Source organism: Nonomuraea muscovyensis (assembly GCF_014207745.1).
GTDB lineage: Bacteria > Actinomycetota > Actinomycetes > Streptosporangiales > Streptosporangiaceae > Nonomuraea > Nonomuraea muscovyensis.
Genome location: NZ_JACHJB010000001.1, coordinates 525411 through 544591 on the forward strand (window position 1 = coordinate 525411; position 19181 = coordinate 544591).

The following is a 19181-nucleotide window of genomic DNA, read 5'->3' on the forward strand; positions in this document are numbered from 1 at the left end:
GCCGGTCGGGCCCGGGTGGCCGGCGTCCGAGGAAGCCGGCCGGGCCGTCCGGAGTGGTGTGGTCAGCGCTCGTCGTGCCGACGGCGCCAGCGCTCTTCCATCCGCTCCATGAAGCTGCCGCGCTGACGGCGTACCTGCTTGCCCGCAGGGGGCGCCCCGGGGGCCGGGGACGAGTCACCGAACCCGTTCATACGTTTCCAGCTGGACAGGCCCCACAGACACGCGGCGAGCATGACCACGAAACCGCCGACGCCGAGCGGAATCAGGTTGATCACCACGCCGACCATCAGCAGGACGACGCCGAGAGCAAAGCCGATGGAGGCCTTGATCAGGCGACGCTTGTAATGGCTGCGTGGGTCACTGATCCTTACGGTGTTGGCCCACTTCGGGTCCTCGGCGTAGAGGGCCTGCTCGATCTGGTCGAGCAAGCGCTGCTCGTGCTCAGAGAGCGGCACGGCGCCTCCCAAGGACAGCCCCAGGACGGGGAAGACGGCAACGGACGACACGGGGTGTCCGAACCTCGCGGTCGGTTATCCCCAGAATACGAGGCTGTAGACGTAGGCGAAAGCAAACGTCCAACGCAGACCAAACCGGAGGTGACGTCATGGCTCCATTGTGGGGCATCACCGCACCACTCCCCCCAAGTCGCGACATCCGCGTCATGCCTCCATTTCATCAAGTCTGCCGCGTACAAGCGACGCCGGGAGCACCGCATCGGGCCCGAATCTCCGGATGGCCTTGTCCATGGCGCGTTCGGCCTCCCGCCATCCCGTCTCGCGCTCACCGAGAGCGAGCTGATGTGACGCCGAGTCGGCGGCACGCAGGTTTTCCATCCTGACGCCGACGAGGCGCAACCGCACCCGCTCCAGCCCGGCCGCCTCGAACAGCCCGCAGGCGGTGGCGTAGATCTCCTGGGCGACGTCGGTCGGCTCCTTGAGGGTGCGCGACCTGGTGATGGTGGAGAAGTCGGCACGGCGGAGCTTCACACTCACCGTCCTGCCCACGTGGCCGCCTTTACGCAGCCTGGCGGCCACCTTTTCCGACAGGCGCAGCAACTCGCGCCTGATCACCTCGGGGTCGTCGACGTCGACGGCGAACGTCTCCTCGTTGCCGATGCTCTTGTCGGGGGCGTGGGCGGTCACCGGCCGCTCGTCGCGCCCCCAGGCCAGCGCGGCCAGGTGGGTGCCCACGGCCTGCCCCAGCTCGCGCTGGAGGGTCGCGGGCGGGACCCTGGCCAGGTCGCCCACGGTGCGGATGCCGAGGCGCACCAGGGCCTGCTCGGTGCGCTCGCCGACGCCCCACAGCGCCGAGACGGGCAGCGGGTGCAGGAAGGCCACGACCTCGTCGGCGGGCACCACCAGCAGGCCGTCGGGCTTGCACTGCTTGGAGGCGAGCTTTGCCACGAATTTGCTGCTCGCCACCCCCACCGAACAGGTGATGCCGAAGCGATCGAGCACCTGCGCCCTGATCAGCGCGGCGATCGCGCCGGCCGGGCCGAGCCGGCGCCGGGCGCCGCCCACGTCGAGGAACGCCTCGTCGGAGGCGATCGGCTCGACCAGCGGCGTGATCGCGTGGAAGATCTCCATCACGCCCCGGGAGACCTCGGCGTACTTGCCGTGGCTGGGCGGGATGACGGCCGCCTGCGGGCACAGCCGGCGCGCCCGGGACATGGGCATCGCCGAGTGCACACCGTAGGCCCTGGCCTCGTAGGTGGCGCTGAGCACCACGCCGCGCCCCGCCGGCGAGCCCACGATCATCGGCCGGCCCCTCAGCTCCGGCCGGTCGAGCAGCTCGACGCTGGCGAAGAAGGCGTCCATGTCGACGTGGAGGATCGGGCAGCCGCTGTCATCGACCCCGGTCCGCGGAGCGGGGCCGATGCCTGTGATCTGCTTGCGGGACACGTCGTCGATTCTATCCGAACACGCGTTCTATGGCAGGAGTCAGTCTCGGTGGCCGAAGACGTGCAGCTGGGTCGCGACGTCGCGCAGCACCGGGTGGGCGGCGGCGGCCTTCTCCAGCGCCACCAGCGCCTCGGCCGCGCCGGGCTCGCCGTCGACCAGCCGGCTGGGCACCAGGTCGGCGAAGACCCGCACGCCGTGGACGGCGCCCACCGCGAAGCCGGTCGCCCCCAGCAGCTCGGCGAGGGTCTCGGCGGTGTAGCGGCGCGGGGTGGGGTCGCGGTCGCCCCAGGTGCCCCTGGGGTCGGTCAGGGCGGTCCTGGCCTCGTCGAAGTGGCCGGCGAGCGCGCGGTGGATGGCGCTGGCGACGGGGTTGGCGGCGAGCACGCTCACCGCGCCGCCCCGGCGCAGCAGCCCGGCGACGGCGGTCATCGCGCTGATCGGGTCCTCGACGTACTCCAGCACGCTGTGGCAGAGCACCAGGTCGGCGCTGTCGCCGTCGAGCAGCTCGGCGAGGTCGGCGGCGTCGCCCTGCAGCGCGCGCACGCTCACGCCCTTCTCCTTGGCGCGGCGCTCCAGCGCGGCCAGCGAGTCGGGGCTCGGGTCGACCACGGTGACGGTGTGGCCCCGCTCGGCCAGCGGCACGGCGAACCCTCCGGTGCCGCCGCCGGCGTCGACGATGTCGAGCCGGTCACGCCCGGTGGCCGCGGCCAGCTCGGTCAGCTGGGCCAGCAGCGCGTCCCAGACGACGGCGGTCCGCACCGCCGGGGTCCTCGTGACGCCTTCAGCACGCAACGTGGGCTCGCCTCCTTCTTGCTCCTCGAACGCGCCCCAGCCTACGCCGTCGGGGCCTCCCCCACGTCTGCCGAGGGGTGCCCGCGCCCCGGTTGCCGCGCGGGCCGCCGGCGGGCGAGGATGAGGAGGTGATCATCGAGGCCGACGTCCGGCGGGCCGGCGGCGCACCAGCGGGGGCACCAGGTGGGCGACCGTCGCCGACAGCGCCGCGCGCCGTCCGGCACCGCCTCGCCGTCCGGCTCGGAACAGCCGACGGGCGACCAGCAGCTCCAGCGTGAGCACGGTGGCCGCCGCCGCCTCGGCCGCCACCGGCATCGGGGCAGGCAGCGGCACGCCGGCAGCGAGCACGACGAGGAGCAGGAGTTCGAGGGGTGGCACGACGGAGAGGACGGCACGGGCCGTCCTGAGCGGCACGGTGTCTCCCTGGGGGCCGAAGTGGTGACGGTCCCCCTGAGACACGTTGACGTCGCGTCAAGGTCAAGCGAGTGGCTGCCGCCGCCCGCGCCCGTTCAGAGCGTCAGGCTGGGCTTGAGCTGCTTGAAGCGGGCCAGCAGCCCGTTGACGAACTGCGGCGACTCGTCCGTGGACAGCTCGCCGGCCAGGTGCACCCACTCGCTGATGACGACGCCCTCGGGCACGTCGGGCATCCACAGCAGCTCGTAGGTGCCGCCGCGCAGGAGGTTGCGGTCGACGGCCGGCATGCGGTCGAGACTCCAGCCCTCGGAGTAGGTGGTGATCAGCTCGTCGATGCGGGCCTGGTGCCGGGCGACGCCCTCGACGAGGGCCGAGGTGTATTCGTTGACCGGCGGCTCCTTGCGCTCGACGCGCTCGGCGAGGATCCGCAACGGATCCTCGCCGCGGAGCTCGGACTCGAAGAGGATGTCGAGCGCGCGCCTGCGTGCTTTGCCCCGGGCCGACACCTCAGGCCCGGCCGAGGTACTCGCCGCTGCGCGTGTCGACCTTGACCCGCTCACCGGTCGTGATGAACAGCGGCACCTTGATCTCGGCGCCGGTCTCCAGCGTGGCGGGCTTGGTGCCACCGGTGGAGCGGTCGCCCTGCAGGCCCGGCTCGGTGGTCGCGATGGTCAGCTCGACGGCCGCCGGCAGGTCGACGTAGAGCGCCGCGCCCTCGTTGAAGGCGATGGTGGCCAGAGTGTTCTCCAGCATGTAGTTGGCGGCGTCGCCCACGGTGGCGGCGGGCACGTTGACCATGTCGTAGGTCTCGGTGTCCATGAAGACGAAGTCGTCGCCGTCACGGTAGGAATACTGCATCTCGCGCTTGTCGACGTTGGCCACGTCGACCTTCACGCCGGCGTTGAAGGTCTTGTCGACGACTTTGCCGGACAGCACGTTCTTGAGCTTGGTGCGGACGAACGCGCCGCCCTTGCCCGGCTTGACGTGCTGGAACTCCACAACGGCCCACAGCTCACCGCCGTCGAGCCTCAGCACTATGCCGTTCTTGAGGTCGTTGGTCGTCGCCACTCGATACTCTCCCGCGTGCGGCCGCTCTAAAGGACGAGCAGCTCCTTGGTCGTCTTCGTGAGGAGTTCCGGCCCGCCCTCACGTGTCACGAGGGTGTCCTCGATGCGAACCCCGCCCTGCCCGGGAAGATAGACCCCCGGCTCGACGGTGATCGGAACTCGATCCTCTAGTTTACCGGTCCGCGAAGGGCCCAGGAACGGGTCTTCGTGGATCTCCAGGCCGACGCCGTGTCCGAGGCCGTGCCGGAAGTGGTCGCCGTGCCCGGCGGCCTCGATGACGGAGCGCGCGGCGGCGTCCACCTCCTTGGCCTCGGCGCCCGGCGCGAGCGCCTCCCGGCCCGCGCGCTGGGCCGTGGCGACGAGGTCGTAGATCTCCCGCTGCCAGGCCGCGGGCTCGCCCAGGCTGACGGTGCGGGTCATGTCGGAGTGGTAGCCCCGATGGCGGGCGCCGAAGTCGAGGGTGACCAGGTCACCGGCGCGCAACGGCCTGGCGGTGGGCGCGTGGTGCGGGACTGCGCCGTTCTCCCCCGCCGCGACGATGCTGTCGAACGCGGGCCCGTCGGCGCCCAGCTCGGCCATGCGCGACTCCAGGAGGCGGGCGACGTCGCGTTCGGTCGCGCCGGGCCTGATGCCGCCCCGGCCGACCAGATCGGCGAACGCCTGGTCGGCGATCGCGCAGGCGGTGCGGAGGTGCTCCAGCTCCTCGTCGTCCTTCACCTCACGCAGCCGTTCCACCAGCGGGGGCAGCGGCACCAGCCCCTGTCCCAGCCGCTGGAACGTCGCCACGGTCATGTGCGCGGCCTCGATGCCGGCACCGGGGACGGCGAGCCGGGCGGCCACGTCGGACGCCTCGACGGCCTCCAGGCCGAGGGCACGCGTCTTGTCGATGTAGCGGTTGTCGGTGGCCAGCAGCGCCGAGCCGTCGGCCCTGACCAGGACGGCCGCGTTGGAGCTGTCCAGGCCGGTGAGGTAGCGCACGTTGACGCGGGAGGTGACGAGCAGGGCCTCGACGTGGTGGGCGGCCAGCAGCGCCGCCAGCCGGGCCCGCCGCTCGGGGAGGATGGTCATGGCGCCAATGTACGCGCCCGCCCACCGGGCCGGGCGGCGGCCGGACCGGACGGCGGAGCTACAGGCGCCAGTCCCGCATGAAGTCGGCCAGCGGGCCGGTGGTGGGCACCTCGCCCCTCCGCTGCCCCTTCTCCAGGTCGCGCAGGACGTCGCGGATCTGGTCGCGACCCGCGTCCTCCTTGCCCTCCAGGAACTTGCGCGCGGCTTTCCTGATCTTGTCGTGGGCCTTGGCCGCCGTCCTCGGCTCGATCTGGCCCATGCCCTCGGCGGCCGTCACGTTCTCGTCGAACACGCGCAGCCATGTCGCCCACCCGCCACGCGGGACGGAGTCGCTGAGCGTGGCCTTGGGCGGGGGCACGGTGGTCTCGACCAGGCGGGTGGGCGAGGGCGAGGGCGACGGTGAGGGCTCGGCGGGGGGCGCCGTCGTGGTGGCCGGGGAGGGCGTGGGCGCGGCGACCGGCTCGTCGCGCGACCCGCCCCACAGCACCAGGCCGACGGTCACGGCCGCGATCACCACCAGGGCGGCGCCCAGTTGCAGGAACAGCCGCCGGTTCGAGGCGGCCTTGGGGTCGTCCGGTGGGAGGTCGAAGACGGCGGTGTCGCCGGCCCGCGGATGCGCTTGCGGCGGGCCGGCCTGCTGGAACCTCGCACCCGTCACGGGAACGGCCGCCACCGGGCCCTGGGGGGCCGTGGCAGCGCCCCCTGCAGCGCCCCCTGAAGCGCCCCCGGGGACCGGGCCGGGAGCCGGCCGGGGCCGGGCGATGGCGGCCAGGGTGCGGCGTACCGACTCCCCGCTGGAGGGGCGGGCGGCGGGGTCCTTGGCGAGCAGGGTGAGCACCAGCCTGTCCAGCTCGGCGGGGACCTCCGGACGGTGCCTGCTGGGCGGCGCGGGCTCGGCGGTCCGGTGCCCCTCGGCGATCTCCTCGGGGGTTCCCTGGAACGGCGGCCGCCCGCACAGCAGTTCGTAGCAGACGCACCCGAGCGCGTACATGTCGGCGGGGGCCTCGGCGGCGCGCCCGGCCAGCCGTTCGGGGGCGGTGTAGGCGATGCGGCCGGGCGACGGCGGCCGGCCGGCCGGGCCGAATCCCACGACCTTCAGCACGCCGCTGGCCGCCCGCCGGAAGCTGCCGGGCTCCACCTCGCCGTGCGCGACCCCGGCCCGGTGGGCCGCGTCGAGCCCTGCGGCGGCCTGTCCCACCAGGTCGCACGCCTCCACGATCGACAGCGGGCCGCGGGCCGCCTCCTCCTCCAGGCTCTCCCCGGTGAGGAACTCGGTCACCAGGTACGGCGTGCCGTCCTGGTCGCCCACGTCGAGCACCATGGCGACGTTCGGGTGGATGACCCGGGCCACGGCCTGGGCGTGCCGTTCCAGCACGTCGCGGGCGGCGCCGGCCCCGAGCACCCGCACGGCCACGGTCCAGTCGGCCCGCGTGTCGTAGCCCCGCCACACTTCTCCCATCGGCCCGCTGCCGATGCGCTCATCGAGCCGGTAGCGGCCAGCGATCATGGACGGCGCTTGGTCCGACATATCTCCGCCAATAACTCCAGAAACGGCATTTCGATCAACCATAGGGCCCAGGACCACCCGGCATGCCCACATCGGCCGCCCGGCATGGCCGAACACACGTGAGGACGGGGGCGCCGGGCGCTCCCCGTCCTCACCGGTGGCGGGCCGTCAGGCCGTCGCGGGCTCCGGCGCCCGCGGCGTCGCGGCCCGCGCACCGTCCAGCGGGCGCGGCGGCGCGTTGAAGGTCGCCACGTCCAGGCGGCCCTCCGAGCGGGCCACCAGCACGGGGACGACCATCTGCCCCGCCACGTTCGTCGCGGTCCTGATCATGTCGAGGATCGGGTCGATGGCCAGCAGCAGGCCGACGCCCTCCAGCGGCAGCCCGAGCGTGCTCAGGGTCAGCGTGAGCATGACGGTCGCGCCCGTCAGCCCGGCGGTGGCGGCGGAGCCGACGACCGAGACGAAGGCGATGAGCAGGTAGTCGCCCACCCCGAGCGGCACCCCGAAGACCTGCGCGACGAAGATCGCGGCCAGGGCCGGGTAGACCGACGCGCAGCCGTCCATCTTGGTGGTGGCGCCGAACGGCACGGCGAAGGAGGCGTAGTCGCGGTCCACGCCGTTGCGCTCGACCGTGACCCGCTGCGTCAGCGGCAGCGTGCCGACCGACGACCGGGAGACGAACGCCAGCTCGATCGCCGGCCAGGCGTTGCGGTAGAAGGTGACCGGGTTGACCTTGCCCCAGAACGCGAGCAGCGCCGGGTAGACCGCCAGCAGCACGACGAAGCAGCCGGCGTAGACGGCGACGCTGAACTTGGCGAGCGGCGCCAGCAGGTCCCAGCCGTAGGTGGACACGGCCTTGCCGATGAGACCGGCGGTGCCGATGGGCGCGAGGCGGATGACCCACCACAGCGCCTTCTGCACCAGCTCCAGCACGGAACGGGCGAGGTCGAGGAACGGCCGGGCCGGCTCGCCCACCGCGAGGGCCGCGGCGCCGAGCACCGCGCCGAGGAAGACGATCTGCAGGACGTTGACCTCGGTGAAGGCCGTCACGACGTTGGTCGGCAGGATGCCGGTGACGAAGTCGAGCCAGGTTCCGGCACCCTCGGTGTCGACGGCCTTGGCCGCGCCGGTGTCGATCGTGACGCCGCGGCCGGGGTCGACGAGGAGGCCGATGCCGATGGCGATGGCCACCGCGAGGGCGGCGGTGCCGAGGAACCACAGCAGCGTCTTGGTGGCCAGCCGGGCGGCGCCGCTGACGTTGCTCAGGTTGGCCACGCTGACCAGCACGGCGGTGAAGACGAGCGGCGGCACGGCGAGCTTGAGGAGCTGGACGAAGATCTGGCCGACCCGGGTCAGGGTCTCGGTGAGCCAGGCCACGTCCCAGATCCGGGCGGCGAATCCGAGGGCCACGCCGGCGGCGAGGCCCAGCAGCAACTGCAGGGAGAAACTGAATCTCTTCACGGGAGAGAGAACCTTCGTGAGGTACGGCACGACTCGGCGTGCGGTGACGGGGAGGGCGATCGGGCGCGTCAGCGCGCGATCAGCGACAGAGGGACCCCAGCACGCGGCACAGGTCGATGTGCAGCCGCTCCACGAGCCGCACGATGATCACCGAAAACCTCACGAGTGTGTGCAACATCCCGTGCGGACCGTTGTATTCCCGTATCGGGCGATCGTTCCTCCGGGCCCAGGAGGGCTCCTGAGGTCAGGACGCGATGTCCTTGATCAGCTCGATGAGCCTGATCCGCTCCTCGTGCGTCCTGCCGAGCGGGGCGACGTTCAGGGTCGTCACGCCCGACTCCTTCATGGCCCGCACCCGGTCTCGCACGAAGCCCTCGCTGCCGATGAGCGACATCTTCTCCAGCAGCTCGTACGGCACCAGCGCCGCCGCCTCGTCCTTCTTGCCGTCGAGGTAGAGCTCCTGGATCCGCTCGGCCTCCTTCTCGTAGCCGTAGCGGCGGGCGAGGTCGTTGTAGAAGTTCTTGCCCTTGGCGCCCATGCCGCCGATGTAGAGCGCCGCGATGGGGCGGCCCAGCTCCAGCAGGCCGGCCACGTCGTCGCCGACGGCGAGCGAGGCCTGCGCGATGACGTCCAGCCCGCCCAGCTCGGGATCGCGCCTGGCCTTGCCGGCGGCCAGCGAGGCGCCCCACACGTCGGCGGCCTTCTCGGGCATGTAGAAGATCGGCTCCCAGCCCTCGGCCAGCTCGGCGGCCAACTCGACGTTCTTCGGCCCGATGGCGGCCACCACGATCGGGATGCGCGGCCGTACCGGGTGGTTGATGAGCTTGAGCGGCTTGCCGAGGCCGGTGCCCTGGTCTGCGGGCAGCGGCAGCGTGTAGTGCCTGCCCTGGTGCTCCACCTTCTCGCGCCGCCACACCTTGCGGCAGATCTCGATGACCTCCCGCGTCCGGCCCAGCGGAGCGGTGTACGGCACGCCGTGGAAGCCCTCGATCACCTGCGGGCCGGAGGCGCCCAGCCCGAGTGTGAAGCGGCCGTCGGAGACGTAGTCCATGCCCGCGGCGGTCATCGCGAGCAGGGTCGGCGTGCGCGAGTAGATCGGCAGGATGCCGGAGGCGATCTCCAGCCGCTCGGTCCTGGCCGCGATGTAGCCCATCTGGCTGACGGCGTCGAAGCTGTAGGCCTCGGCCACGAAGACGATGTCCAGCCCGGCCCTCTCGTAGTCGGCGAGCTCGGCGACCGTCTCCTTGAAGCCGCCCGAGTAGTTGAGTGCCATACCGATGCGCATGCCGGGCTCCCGAGACCGCGTAGTGAAACCGAATGTTATTCCGTTCGTGGGCGGCTCCAGGTTAGCGCGTCGGTGGACGGACCCGCGACCGGCTAGCCTTTGGGGATGCTGAGGGGGAGCGTGATCGTCTTGTCCGCGGTGGTGGCCGCGGTCCTGGCCGGGCACCGGCTGATCCCCGCGTTAGGCGGCTTCACGCCGGTGCTGGAGAGCCTGCTGCCGTGGCTGGGGGTCGCGGTGCCGTTCCTGCTGGCGCTGGCGGCGCTGGCCCGCTCGCGCTCCGCCGCGGTGGCGGCGCTGGTGCCCGGGCTGGTGTGGGCCGCCATGTTCGGCTCGGCAGCGCTGGCCGAGCCGCCCGGCGGGAGCAGCGACCTGTCGGTCGGCACGGTGAACGTCGGCGTCACCAACGACGCCTCGGGCGAGGCGGTGCGCGTCGTGGCCGAGGACCTCGACCTGCTGGCGGCGCAGGAGCTCACGCCGGGTGGCCCGGCGGCCAAGCAGCTCAACAAGATGTTCAAGCACCGCTACACGGTGAGCACGGTCGGCCTGTGGAGCCGCCACCCCATCCGCGACCCACGGCCGGTCGACGTGGGCCTCGGCTGGCCCCGGGCCCTGCGGGCGGTGGTGGCCACGCCGGAGGGCGACGTCACCGTGTACGTGATGCACCTGGCCTCGGCCCGTCCCGGTCACACCGCCTCCCGCGACGACTCCTTCGCCCACGCGCGCAGGCTCGTCGACGGCGACCGCAGCCGGCGCATCCTGCTGCTCGGCGACCTCAACACCGCCACCACCGACCGGGTCATGGACGGCCTGATCCCGCCGCTGGCCGACGCCCAGCGGGAGGCCGGTGACGGGTTCGGGTTCACCTGGCCGTCGTCGTTCCCGATCACCCGGCCGGACCACATCCTGTACAAGGGGATGACGGCGACCGAGGCGCGGGTGGCACCGGCGACGGGCAGCGATCACCGCGCCGCCGTCGCCTCGTTCCGCCTGTAGTCCTCACTCGCGGTTGCCTGTAGTCATCGCCGCGGTGTCCTCACGACGGCCGCGCGACGGCGCCGTGCCTCAACCGGCCCCGCGGGCGCCCGCCTCGGAGCCGGAGCCCGGGTGCGCCGCGTCGTCGCCCCGCGGGCCGGTCCCGGCCGCCGCCGCGGAGTGGCCGCCCGGGGCGAGCAGCGCCAGGTCTTCGGGCGTGTCGATGTCGGCCGGGTCGCCGAGCCCGTCGCACGGCACCTCGGTCACCAGCTCGGGACGCGCCCGCATGAACGCGCGGGCCCCCACGTCGCCCACCGCCAGCTCGGCCACCTCGGCGAAGTCGCGGCGCGACACCAGGACGGGGTTGCGGCGCCGCCCGCCGTACGTGGCGACGGCCAGCCGCGCCCGCGAGGCGATCAGCTCGCGCACCGCCTCGGGCCGGACGAACGGCTGGTCCACCAGGGCGATCACCACCGCCTCGGCCTCCGGCGGCAGCGCCGCCAGACCCACCCGCAGGGACGAGCCCATCCCCGACGCCCAGCCGGGGTTGCGCACCGCGACCGCTCCGCGCACCTGCACGGTGGCCGCGCCCAACACGACCACCACGGGATGGCAGCCGCCCTCCTCCAGCAGCCGCACCCCCCGTTCGACCAGCCGCTCGCCCTCGTACTCGATCAGCGCCTTCGGCGTGCCCAGCCTGGCCCCCTGCCCCGCCGCCAGCAGCAGCCCAGCCACCCGTGATCCCTTCATCGCCGGCCGCTACCCGTCGTGGTGGATGCGTCCGCTGGTCCGCGTCAGCGGCTGCCCGGAGCCGCCCCAGCGGAGCTGGATCAGCTCGGCGGCGATGGACACCGCGGTCTCCTCCGGCGTGCGGGCGCCCAGGTCGAGGCCGATCGGCGAGCGCAGCCGGGCCAGCTCCCCCTCCGACAGGCCGGCCTCGCGCAGCCGGGCCAGCCGGTCGTCGTGGGTGCGGCGCGAACCCATCGCGCCCACGTAGCCGGCGCCGGTGCGCAGCGCCACCTCCAGCAGCGGCACGTCGAACTTCGGATCGTGGGTCAGCACGCAGATCACCGTGCGCTCGTCCACCGGCACCGACGACAGGTAGTCGTGCGGCCACCTGACCACGACCTCGTCGGCGTCCGGGAAGCGCTTGGCGGTGGCGAAGACGGGCCGGGCGTCGCACACGGTCACGTGGTAGCCGAGGAACTTGCCCAGCCGCGCCACCGCGGCGGCGAAGTCGATCGCGCCGAACACCAGCATGCGCGGCGGCGGCGCGAAGGAGTGGACGAACACCGCCAGGTCGTCCAGCCGCCGCTCCCCCTCGGGGCCGTAGCGCCTGATGCCGGTCACGCCCTGCGCCAGCATGCCGCGGGCGTCGTCGTCCACCGCCTCGTCGAGACGGTCCGGGCCGAGCGTGCCCGACGACCGGCCGGTCCAGATGACCCGGCGGGCGCCCACCCGGCCGGGCCCGGAGACGATCGTGGCCACGGCGACGGGCTCGTGCTCCTCGACGGAACGGGCGATGTCGCCGAGCTCCGGGAACGTCTCGGCGGAGACCGGTTCGACGAGGATGTCGATGATGCCGCCGCAGGTCAGGCCCACGGCGAACGCGTCGTCGTCCGTCACGCCGTACCTCTGCAGGACGGGCGTGCCGGTCACCGTGGCCACCTCCGTGGCCAGCTCGAACACCGCGCCCTCGACGCAGCCGCCGGACACGCTGCCGGCCACCTCGCCGCCGTGCACCGCCATCGACGCGCCCGGGGGCCGGGGCGCGCTGCTGAACGTGCTCACCACCGTCGCCAGGCCGAACCTGTCCCCCGACCTCCACCAGCGCACGATCTCCGGCAGCACGTCACGCATGGGCGAGCCTTTCGCTGAGCTCCTGGTAGGCGGCCAGGCTGTGCCCGGCCACCAGGTCGTCGAGATGGGGCAGGGCGGCCCGCATGCCGCCGGTCAGCGGCTGGTAATCCGCGTAGCCCTTGTGGGGGTTGACCCAGATGACCCGGTACGCCTGCCGGGCCAGCCGGGCGAGCTGGGCGCCGAGCAGGCTCGGGTCGCCGCGTTCCCACCCGTCGGAGGCGATCACCACGACGGCGCCGCGCGCGCTGTGCCTGATCAGGAACTCGCGCAGCTCCTCGCCGAGCCTGGTGCCCCCGCTCCAGTCGGGGATGGCCCGCGACACCGCCTCCAGCGCGGTGCCGGGGTCGCGGTGGCGCAGCTCGCGGGTGATCGAGGTGAGCCGGGTGCCGATCGAGTAGACGCGGGTGGCGCGCGGCTCGGTCCTGACGAGCGCGTGGGCGAACCTCAGCAGCGTCTCGGCGTACGGCGCCATCGAGCCGCTGACGTCGACGAACAGCACGACCGGGCGCGGTTTCGTGGTGTGGGCCCGGCGCCGCAGCCGGGCCACCTCGCCCTTCCTGAGCGCCTCGCGGATGGTGCGCCGCTGGTCGAGCCCGCCCCTGGCCGCGGGTGCGAAGCGCCGGGAGCGCCGCTGCGCCCGCCTGCCCCTGAGCATGGCCAACAGGCGGTGCACCTCGTCCCGCTCGGCCGCGGTCAGCCGGGCCACGTCGCGGTGCCTGAGCAGCTCGGCGCGGCTGGCGGTGGCGGGCGCCGCCTCGCCTTCCTCACCGCCGTCGCCGCCGTCCTCCGGGGTGGCGGTGTGCCGGGTGACGGCCGACGCGCCGGATCGCGGAGCGGCGACGGCTCTGCGCCCGCCGAAGTAGGCGGCGAAGCACCGGTCGTAGCGGGGCAGGTCGTCGGGCGTGGCGCACAGCGTGAGCCGGCCCGCCCAGTAGACCTCGCGCGGGTCGGTCACGTCGAGGTGGTCGAGGGCCCGGAGGAGGTTGGCGGTGCGCTCGTGGTCGGCCCCGACGCCCGCGGCCCGCAGCGTCCTGGCGAAACCGGTGACGGTGGCGGCCAGCTCATCCATCGCGCAGCAGCCCCTTGGCCAGCACGTTCTCGACGTCCTCCCGGTACTTCAGCGCGGCGCCCAGGGTGAGCGCGGCCCGGTCGGGGTCCAGCTCGCGCACGCCGAGCGTGAGCAGCGCCTGTGTCCAGTCGAGCGTCTCGGCCACGCCGGGTGGCTTGACCAGATCGGCCTGCCGCAGCCGCTCGGCGGCTCTGGCCACCTGGGCGGCCAGCGTCTCGGTGCACGCGGGCAGGCGGCGCAGCAGGATCGCCACCTCGCGGTCGAAGCTCGGGTGCTCCAGCCAGTGGTAGAGGCAGCGGCGCTTGAGCGCGTCGTGCACCTCGCGCGTGCGGTTGGAGGTCACCACGACCACCGGCGGCGTCTCGGCCCTGATGGTGCCGAGCTCCGGGATGGAGATGGTGAAGTCGGACAGCACCTCCAGCAGGAACGCCTCGAACTCGTCGTCGGCCCGGTCGATCTCGTCCACGAGCAGCACGCTCGGCTGCGTCTCCAGGGCTTTGAGCAGCGGCCGGGCGATGAGGAACCGCCGGTCGTAGATCTCGCCCTCCAGCCGCCCCACGTCGGTGACCCCGGCCGCCTCGGCCGCCTTGAGATGCAGGAGCTGCCGGGCGAAGTCCCAGTCGTAGAGCGCCTGCGCAGCGTCCAGCCCCTCGTAGCACTGCAGCCGGATCAGCGGCGCGTCCAGCAGCGCGGCCAGCGTCTTGGCCAGCTCGGTCTTGCCGACGCCCGCCTCCCCTTCGAGGAACAGCGGCCGCCCCATCCGCAACGCCAGGAACGCGGCCGTGGCCAGCCCCTCGTCGGCCAGGTAGGCATGCCGGTCGAGGAGTTCGACCAGCTTCTGCGGCGATTCGACCAGCACGCCTTCAGGCTACGCGCCCTCCGCTCCGGGCGAAATCAAGGTCCACACCCCATTACGGACGGTAGTCTTTCGATCGCACACCGAAAGGAAGGTTCATGCCCCCCAGCCTTCAACACGAGATGCCCCTGGAGATGATCTCCCGCAGACCGGCGTTCGCGCTGGAACTGCTGGCATGGGGCCTGCGTGCCGACGCGGACGGCTACCACGACCCGCGCCACGAGTCCGTGGAGCTCAACGAACGACTGCCCGCCGAGTACATGGCCGACGCGGTCATCTCCATCAAGGGACCGGACGGCCGCAAGCGCTACGTGATCGTGGAGATCCAGCGCCAGTACGACAAGCGCAAGGTCTGGTCCTGGGCCGCCTACGTCGGCGGCCTCATGGGGCGCTACCAGTGCGCCGTCATGCTGGTCACCGTCTGCACCAACAGGGCCACCGCCGACCGCTACCGGCGCCCCATCGCGCCCCCGGACAACTGCCTGATCCTGTGTCCGGTGGTCGTCGGGCCCGACGAGTTGCCGATCTTGCGCGAGCGCGAGGACGTCCTCAGCTCTCCGGAGATCGCCACACTGAGCGCCATCGCCCATCAGGACGACTTCGACACCGTCGTCTCGGTGGCTACCGCACTGGCCACTTTCGACGATGACCGAAGCCTCGTTTACTACGATTACCTGCGCGGCCAGCTCTCCGAAGAGCTCCGCGCCAAGCTGGAGGACATCATGATCGAGACAGCTCCCCGCCTGCCGGACCGTTTCACCCTCCCCATCGAGCAGGAGGCTGAGGCCCGGGGGGAGGCCCGAGGAGAGGCCCGAGGTGAGACCCGGGGGGAGGCCAAGGCGCTGCTCACCCTCCTGGCGGCGCGAAATCTGACACTCACCCCGGACCTGAGGGAGACCGTCGAGTCCTGCACGGACGAGGAGGTGCTCCTGCGCTGGACGACCAGGGCGGCCACGGCGTCGAGCGCCCAAGAGGTGTTCGGCGAGGGTTAGGGGCCCGTCCCAGAAGTCGATCAGCGGCTTGGCTCTCGGTCGCGCCGGTTTTGTCGTACCCGCCTGGCATGATCGCCTGCTGTCGAGGGCAACCTGGCCCGACCTGATGGGGAGTTGCAGGCAATGAGCAGTGATGATGTCCGGGAGCGTGCTGCCCGACCGGAGGATCTCGGCCGGTTCATCCTGGAGCGGCTCAACGCGGGCGACGTCGAAGGGCTGGTGGCGCTGTACGAACCGGACGCGATACTGGCATTGCCGAACGGCCAGGTCGCCACGGGCAGTGAGGAGATCCGCCAAGCGTACGCACACATAGTCGCTGACAGACCCACTTTCGCGCCTGGACAGCAGCAGCCCACGCTGCAGAACGGCGATCTGGCGCTCACGTCGGCGCGCTTGGTCGATGGCGGTGCCACCGTCGAGGTGGCTCGCCGTCAGGCCGACGGCACCTGGTTGTGGGTCATCGACCAGCCCAGCCTTCTGGGGTAGCCACGCCACGGCGCACCGGTCCGGTGATCCGCTTCTGCAGCAGACCCTCCAGCTCCGAGGGATAGAGTCTGCGCCGCCGAATGAGCGTGCGGGGCACACGCGGTCGGCGGCGCACCTCGCTCCCATGGAAAGACGCCACCTGTGCCTCGGCTGATGGTTCGGGGACGGAATTCCGGCGAGCTACCGGGCACGGACGGCCCCCTCCTCTTCGGTCACTGTTGATGCTCGCCAAGCCCGGTCGAGCGGCGATGGGCGTCAAAACACCGACCAGCCGGTGCTCGTGGTGAATGCGTCCAGCGCGGCGATCCCGGCCACCGAATTCCCGCTGTCATCCAGGCCCGGTCCCCACACCGCCAGCGCGCACCGGTTCGGCACCACGGCCAGGATCGCCCCTCCAACCCCGCTCTTGGCCGGGAGTCCGACCCGGTAGGCGACCTCTCCCGCGCTGTCGTAGGTGCCGCAGGTCAGCAGGGCGGCATTCAGCCGCTTGGCGTCGCTGCGGGACAGCAACCGAGACCCATCACTGGCCACCCCGTGCCGCACCAGGAACAAACCGGCCTGCGCCAACTCTGCACAGGTCATCATGATCGAGCACTGCCACTGGTAGTGCTCGAGGACTGCCTCGACCGTGTTCTCCAGGTTGCCGTAGTCAGCGATCAAGTGGGCCAGCGCGGCGTTGCGGTGTCCGTGCTCGGCCTCCGAGGCGGCGACCGCCGGGGCGAAGTCCACAGACTTGCTGGCGGTCTCAGCTTGAAGGAAACCCAGGACCGCGCCTCTGGCATCCCCCGTCAGGGTGAGCAGCCGGTCGGTCACCACCAGGGCGCCGGCGTTCACGAACGGATTGCGCGGAATCCCGCGATCGTGCTCAAGCTGGAGCAGCGAGTTGAACGGATCACCGGACGGCTCGCGGCCGACCCGGCGCCAAATCCGCTCCCCCTCCCGTTCCAGCACCAAGGCCAGGCTGAACACCTTCGACACGCTCTGGATGGACATTGGCGTCTGCCAGTCACCGACTCCGTAGAGCCCTCCCTCGGCGGTGGCCACCGCCATGCCGAACAGGCCCGGATCAACCTCGGCCAAGGCCGGAATATAGTCGGCCACCCGTCCAGCGCCGATGCTGGGGGCGATCTCGGCCACGATCCGGTGCAGCAGTCGCTCGTAGTTCACTGGACCATTCTGGCCTGAGCCTGCCAACCACCTGGCGGCCAACTCCCGCTCTCGCTGCGGGGCGAACTGGCCGCCGAACAGCGGAGCCTCAGCGGTGGACCCGGCCGCTCCAGCCGAGGGCGGTCGTCGCCCGGCCAGCGCCCGGTGGGTCTTGCGAACGCCGTGTGCGCCGGCGATTGGGAGGGTTTGCCGCTATCCCACAGCAGCGCCCGCACACTCTTCGGACCCCCCCTTGACAGCTCTGCCGTGCGCGTTCGACAATCCCCGGGTGAACCTGTCAGACAGGCAGACAGCTGATGGTATGCCCAGGCGGGTCAGCGCGATGGAAGCGGTGCTGACCTACCTACGCGGCGCTATCGAGCGAGGTGAGTATGCGATAGGGGAGAAGCTGCCCTCGGAGGCGGAGCTCTGCCGCCGCCTGGAGGTGAGCAGGCCCGTGCTCCGTGAGGCCCTGCGCGCTCTTCAGACGATGGGGCTCACGGTCTCTCGCACCGGCAAAGGCACTTTTGTCGTCTCCAACGGCCCGGTGGAAGACCCGACCTTCGGCGACTACTCCGCGAGCGACCTCCTCGAGGTGCGCCGTCATGTGGAGATCCCGGTGGCCGGCTACGCGGCCCTGCGCCGGACTCCCGAGGATCTCGACCAACTCTCCCACCTGCTGGAGCGGATGGAACAGGAGAGCGACACCACCGCGTGGGTGGCAATGGACACCCTCTTCCATCTCACCATCGCCCAAGCGGCCCAGAACCCGGTCTTCCGGAGGGTCATCGAGGAGATCCGCGATGCACTGGCCCGCCAGTCGGCGTTCCTCAACGAACTCGGCGGACGGCGCGAGCAGTCAAACAGGGAGCATCGCGCGATCGTCGAGGCCCTCATCGACCAATCCGATCACGATGCCATGGAAGCGATAGAGGACCATCTCAAACGAGTCGAGACGACCCTGACCTCCATCGTGCGGCCCCACCGCACGGATCCCCCCATGGAAGGCAGAAACCAGAGGTGAGCCGATCCCTCCAGACAGAACAGAGACAGCAGCAATCCGAGATCGTCACGCTTGCCTTCCCGGCCTCAATGCTGGTCCCGATGTGGGCCGATGAGGGAGCCGGACGCATCCCGGTCATGACACTCCCCGCTATCGCGGCGGCGCTCGTTGCCGGCTGGTTCCTGATGCGCCGCCGGGTCAGCGTCGTACGAGACGTCGCGGAATCCAAGCGCGCCGAGGGCGAGAACTGAGCATGAGTCGCACCACCAGGGCGGGCGGCAGCATGGGCCCTCCTCTGGGAGGCCCGCCCACCATTCGCGAACCGGCCCACGTCCCGCTCGCCCACGTGGTGCGCGAAGGCGTGATCGAGAGCGTCCACCACGGCTCGGTCGTGGTGCTGGCCGCGGATGGCGGTGTGGAATTCCAGGCAGGCGATATCGAGGCCGCGTTCTATCCCCGCTCGGCGCTCAAGCCCGTCCAGGCGGTCGGCCTGCTGCGCGCCGGCCTGCCGCTGGACGGCGAACTGCTCGCCCTGGCCGCGGCCAGCCACTCGGGACAGGAAAGGCATCTCACCGCGGCGCGGCGCATCCTGCACGCCGCCGGGCTGACAGAGGCGGACCTGCGCAACATCCCCGACTTGCCCTACGACCCAGCGGTACGCGAAGCGTGGATCCGCCGCGGCCTCGGACCCACCCGGCTCGTCCAGAACTGCTCGGGCAAGCACGCCGCCATGCTGATGACGGCCCAGATCCGAAACTGGCCACTCACGAGTTACCTCGACCCGGAGCACCCGCTGCAGCGGACGGTCGCCGCGACCGTGGAGGATCTCACCGGACAGGGAGTCGCCCGGGTTGCGGTCGATGGATGCGGCGCACCACTGTTGTCCGTGTCCCTGCTCGGGCTCACCCGGGCCGTAGCGCGGTTGACGACGGCCGCGCCGGACACCCACGAGGGCCGGGTCGCGCACGCCATGCGCGAGCACCCGGAGATGGCCTCCGGCACGAGGCGGGACGTCGCCCGGCTGATGCGCGCGGTGCCGGGTCTGCTCGCCAAGGACGGATTCGAAGGCGTTCAGGTAGCGGCGCTGCCGGATGGGCGGGCAGTCGGCGTGAAGGTGGCCGACGGCGCCGACCGCGCCCGGATGCCCGTGGCAGCGGCGGCCCTCGCCCGGTGCGGGGTCGACCCCGAGATCCTCGCCGGATTCGCCAGTACGCCGGTGATGGGCGGTAGCTCCGCTGTCGGAAGCCTACGGGCCGTCGGCGCGCTCGCCCCCAACTCTCCCGTTGTCACGTGAAGGAGCAC

The 19181-nt window shown here is 71.8% G+C and carries 21 protein-coding genes; 6 read left to right on the top strand and 15 right to left on the bottom strand.

The window, feature by feature from the left end; all coding sequences use genetic code 11:
- Positions 1 to 62 precede the first annotated feature (62 nt).
- The 10 genes from FHU36_RS02485 to FHU36_RS02530 all read right to left on the bottom strand — a co-directional run bounded on the left by FHU36_RS02485 (position 63) and on the right by FHU36_RS02530 (position 9495).
- A complete protein-coding gene (locus FHU36_RS02485) occupies positions 63 to 455 on the bottom strand; it encodes an SCO2097 family morphological protein (protein WP_185082180.1) in 393 nt (130 codons plus the stop codon).
- A gap of 204 nt (positions 456 to 659) precedes the next feature.
- Positions 660 to 1901 carry a DNA polymerase IV gene (locus FHU36_RS02490; RefSeq protein WP_185082181.1) on the bottom strand — a complete coding sequence of 414 codons (1242 nt, stop codon included), beginning with the start codon at positions 1899 to 1901 and terminating at the stop codon, positions 660 to 662.
- 39 nt (positions 1902 to 1940) lie between these two features.
- Positions 1941 to 2693 carry a methyltransferase domain-containing protein gene (locus FHU36_RS02495; RefSeq protein WP_185082182.1) on the bottom strand — a complete coding sequence of 251 codons (753 nt, stop codon included), beginning with the start codon at positions 2691 to 2693 and terminating at the stop codon, positions 1941 to 1943.
- Positions 2694 to 2825: 132 nt separating this feature from the next.
- Complete coding sequence (locus FHU36_RS02500; RefSeq protein ID WP_185082183.1) at positions 2826 to 3107, bottom strand: hypothetical protein; 282 nt, start codon at positions 3105 to 3107, stop codon at positions 2826 to 2828.
- Between the two features lie 95 nt (positions 3108 to 3202).
- Complete coding sequence (gene nusB, locus FHU36_RS02505; protein WP_185082184.1) at positions 3203 to 3613, bottom strand: transcription antitermination factor NusB; 411 nt, start codon at positions 3611 to 3613, stop codon at positions 3203 to 3205.
- Between the two features lies 1 nt (position 3614).
- The gene (gene efp / locus FHU36_RS02510) at positions 3615 to 4175 is read right to left on the bottom strand and encodes an elongation factor P (RefSeq protein WP_185082185.1); all 561 of its coding nucleotides are present in this window, start codon (positions 4173 to 4175) and stop codon (positions 3615 to 3617) included.
- 26 nt (positions 4176 to 4201) lie between these two features.
- Positions 4202 to 5242 (bottom strand): M24 family metallopeptidase, encoded by a 1041-nt coding sequence (locus FHU36_RS02515; protein WP_185082186.1) that lies wholly within the window; start codon positions 5240 to 5242, stop codon positions 4202 to 4204.
- Positions 5243 to 5300: 58 nt separating this feature from the next.
- The gene (locus FHU36_RS02520; protein ID WP_185082187.1) at positions 5301 to 6749 is read right to left on the bottom strand and encodes a serine/threonine-protein kinase; all 1449 of its coding nucleotides are present in this window, start codon (positions 6747 to 6749) and stop codon (positions 5301 to 5303) included.
- Between the two features lie 168 nt (positions 6750 to 6917).
- Positions 6918 to 8210 carry a dicarboxylate/amino acid:cation symporter gene (locus tag FHU36_RS02525; protein WP_185082188.1) on the bottom strand — a complete coding sequence of 431 codons (1293 nt, stop codon included), beginning with the start codon at positions 8208 to 8210 and terminating at the stop codon, positions 6918 to 6920.
- A 244-nt stretch (positions 8211 to 8454) separates the two neighbouring features.
- Positions 8455 to 9495 (bottom strand): LLM class F420-dependent oxidoreductase, encoded by a 1041-nt coding sequence (locus FHU36_RS02530; protein ID WP_185082189.1) that lies wholly within the window; start codon positions 9493 to 9495, stop codon positions 8455 to 8457.
- A gap of 105 nt (positions 9496 to 9600) precedes the next feature.
- Between FHU36_RS02530 and FHU36_RS02535 the strand changes: the two genes are divergently transcribed.
- The gene (locus tag FHU36_RS02535; RefSeq protein WP_185082190.1) at positions 9601 to 10488 is read left to right on the top strand and encodes an endonuclease/exonuclease/phosphatase family protein; all 888 of its coding nucleotides are present in this window, start codon (positions 9601 to 9603) and stop codon (positions 10486 to 10488) included.
- 69 nt (positions 10489 to 10557) lie between these two features.
- Here the strand turns inward: FHU36_RS02535 and FHU36_RS02540 are convergent, their stop codons facing one another.
- From FHU36_RS02540 to FHU36_RS02555, 4 genes are read right to left on the bottom strand one after another with little or no spacing between them, the layout of a single operon-like run.
- Positions 10558 to 11217: a nucleotidyltransferase family protein gene (locus FHU36_RS02540; protein ID WP_185082191.1), complete on the bottom strand. Its 660-nt coding sequence runs from the start codon at positions 11215 to 11217 to the stop codon at positions 10558 to 10560.
- A gap of 9 nt (positions 11218 to 11226) precedes the next feature.
- On the bottom strand, positions 11227 to 12327 hold the full coding sequence (locus FHU36_RS02545) for an XdhC family protein (protein WP_185082192.1): 1101 nt from the start codon (positions 12325 to 12327) through the stop codon (positions 11227 to 11229).
- Positions 12320 to 13396: a vWA domain-containing protein gene (locus FHU36_RS02550; protein ID WP_185082193.1), complete on the bottom strand. Its 1077-nt coding sequence runs from the start codon at positions 13394 to 13396 to the stop codon at positions 12320 to 12322. Before FHU36_RS02550 ends, FHU36_RS02545 begins: the two co-directional genes overlap by 8 nt.
- Positions 13389 to 14255 carry an AAA family ATPase gene (locus tag FHU36_RS02555; RefSeq protein WP_185082194.1) on the bottom strand — a complete coding sequence of 289 codons (867 nt, stop codon included), beginning with the start codon at positions 14253 to 14255 and terminating at the stop codon, positions 13389 to 13391. The genes FHU36_RS02550 and FHU36_RS02555 overlap by 8 nt, the downstream gene beginning before the upstream one ends.
- Before the next feature lie 95 nt (positions 14256 to 14350).
- Here FHU36_RS02555 and FHU36_RS02560 point away from each other — a divergent pair, with 95 nt between their 5' ends.
- Together FHU36_RS02560 and FHU36_RS02565 are read left to right on the top strand one after the other, a co-directional pair.
- Positions 14351 to 15244 carry a hypothetical protein gene (locus FHU36_RS02560; protein WP_185082195.1) on the top strand — a complete coding sequence of 298 codons (894 nt, stop codon included), beginning with the start codon at positions 14351 to 14353 and terminating at the stop codon, positions 15242 to 15244.
- A 123-nt stretch (positions 15245 to 15367) separates the two neighbouring features.
- On the top strand, positions 15368 to 15730 hold the full coding sequence (locus FHU36_RS02565) for a YybH family protein (protein ID WP_185082197.1): 363 nt from the start codon (positions 15368 to 15370) through the stop codon (positions 15728 to 15730).
- Positions 15731 to 15985: 255 nt separating this feature from the next.
- Here the strand turns inward: FHU36_RS02565 and FHU36_RS02570 are convergent, their stop codons facing one another.
- Positions 15986 to 16897 carry a glutaminase gene (locus tag FHU36_RS02570; protein WP_185082198.1) on the bottom strand — a complete coding sequence of 304 codons (912 nt, stop codon included), beginning with the start codon at positions 16895 to 16897 and terminating at the stop codon, positions 15986 to 15988.
- A 268-nt stretch (positions 16898 to 17165) separates the two neighbouring features.
- Between FHU36_RS02570 and FHU36_RS02575 the strand changes: the two genes are divergently transcribed.
- The 3 genes from FHU36_RS02575 to FHU36_RS02585 all read left to right on the top strand — a co-directional run bounded on the left by FHU36_RS02575 (position 17166) and on the right by FHU36_RS02585 (position 19173).
- A complete protein-coding gene (locus FHU36_RS02575) occupies positions 17166 to 17900 on the top strand; it encodes a FadR/GntR family transcriptional regulator (RefSeq protein WP_221495743.1) in 735 nt (244 codons plus the stop codon).
- The gene (locus FHU36_RS02580; RefSeq protein WP_185082200.1) at positions 17897 to 18130 is read left to right on the top strand and encodes a hypothetical protein; all 234 of its coding nucleotides are present in this window, start codon (positions 17897 to 17899) and stop codon (positions 18128 to 18130) included. Before FHU36_RS02575 ends, FHU36_RS02580 begins: the two co-directional genes overlap by 4 nt.
- Positions 18131 to 18225: 95 nt before the next feature.
- Complete coding sequence (locus tag FHU36_RS02585; RefSeq protein ID WP_312891403.1) at positions 18226 to 19173, top strand: asparaginase; 948 nt, start codon at positions 18226 to 18228, stop codon at positions 19171 to 19173.
- The last annotated feature ends 8 nt before the right edge of the window (positions 19174 to 19181 follow it).

What these genes read in the sequence shown, in the direction of transcription:
- FHU36_RS02565 (WP_185082197.1), top strand. Translation starts at nt 15,368, where the DNA reads ATGAGCAGTGATGATGTCCGGGAGCGTGCTGCCCGACCGGAGGATCTC.
- FHU36_RS02535 (WP_185082190.1), top strand. Translation starts at nt 9,601, where the DNA reads ATGCTGAGGGGGAGCGTGATCGTCTTGTCCGCGGTGGTGGCCGCGGTC.
- FHU36_RS02520 (WP_185082187.1), bottom strand. Translation starts at nt 6,749, where the DNA reads ATGATCGCTGGCCGCTACCGGCTCGATGAGCGCATCGGCAGCGGGCCG.
- FHU36_RS02515 (WP_185082186.1), bottom strand. Translation starts at nt 5,242, where the DNA reads ATGACCATCCTCCCCGAGCGGCGGGCCCGGCTGGCGGCGCTGCTGGCC.
- FHU36_RS02545 (WP_185082192.1), bottom strand. Translation starts at nt 12,327, where the DNA reads ATGCGTGACGTGCTGCCGGAGATCGTGCGCTGGTGGAGGTCGGGGGAC.
- FHU36_RS02550 (WP_185082193.1), bottom strand. Translation starts at nt 13,396, where the DNA reads ATGGATGAGCTGGCCGCCACCGTCACCGGTTTCGCCAGGACGCTGCGG.
- FHU36_RS02530 (WP_185082189.1), bottom strand. Translation starts at nt 9,495, where the DNA reads ATGCGCATCGGTATGGCACTCAACTACTCGGGCGGCTTCAAGGAGACG.
- FHU36_RS02560 (WP_185082195.1), top strand. Translation starts at nt 14,351, where the DNA reads ATGCCCCCCAGCCTTCAACACGAGATGCCCCTGGAGATGATCTCCCGC.
- FHU36_RS02540 (WP_185082191.1), bottom strand. Translation starts at nt 11,217, where the DNA reads ATGAAGGGATCACGGGTGGCTGGGCTGCTGCTGGCGGCGGGGCAGGGG.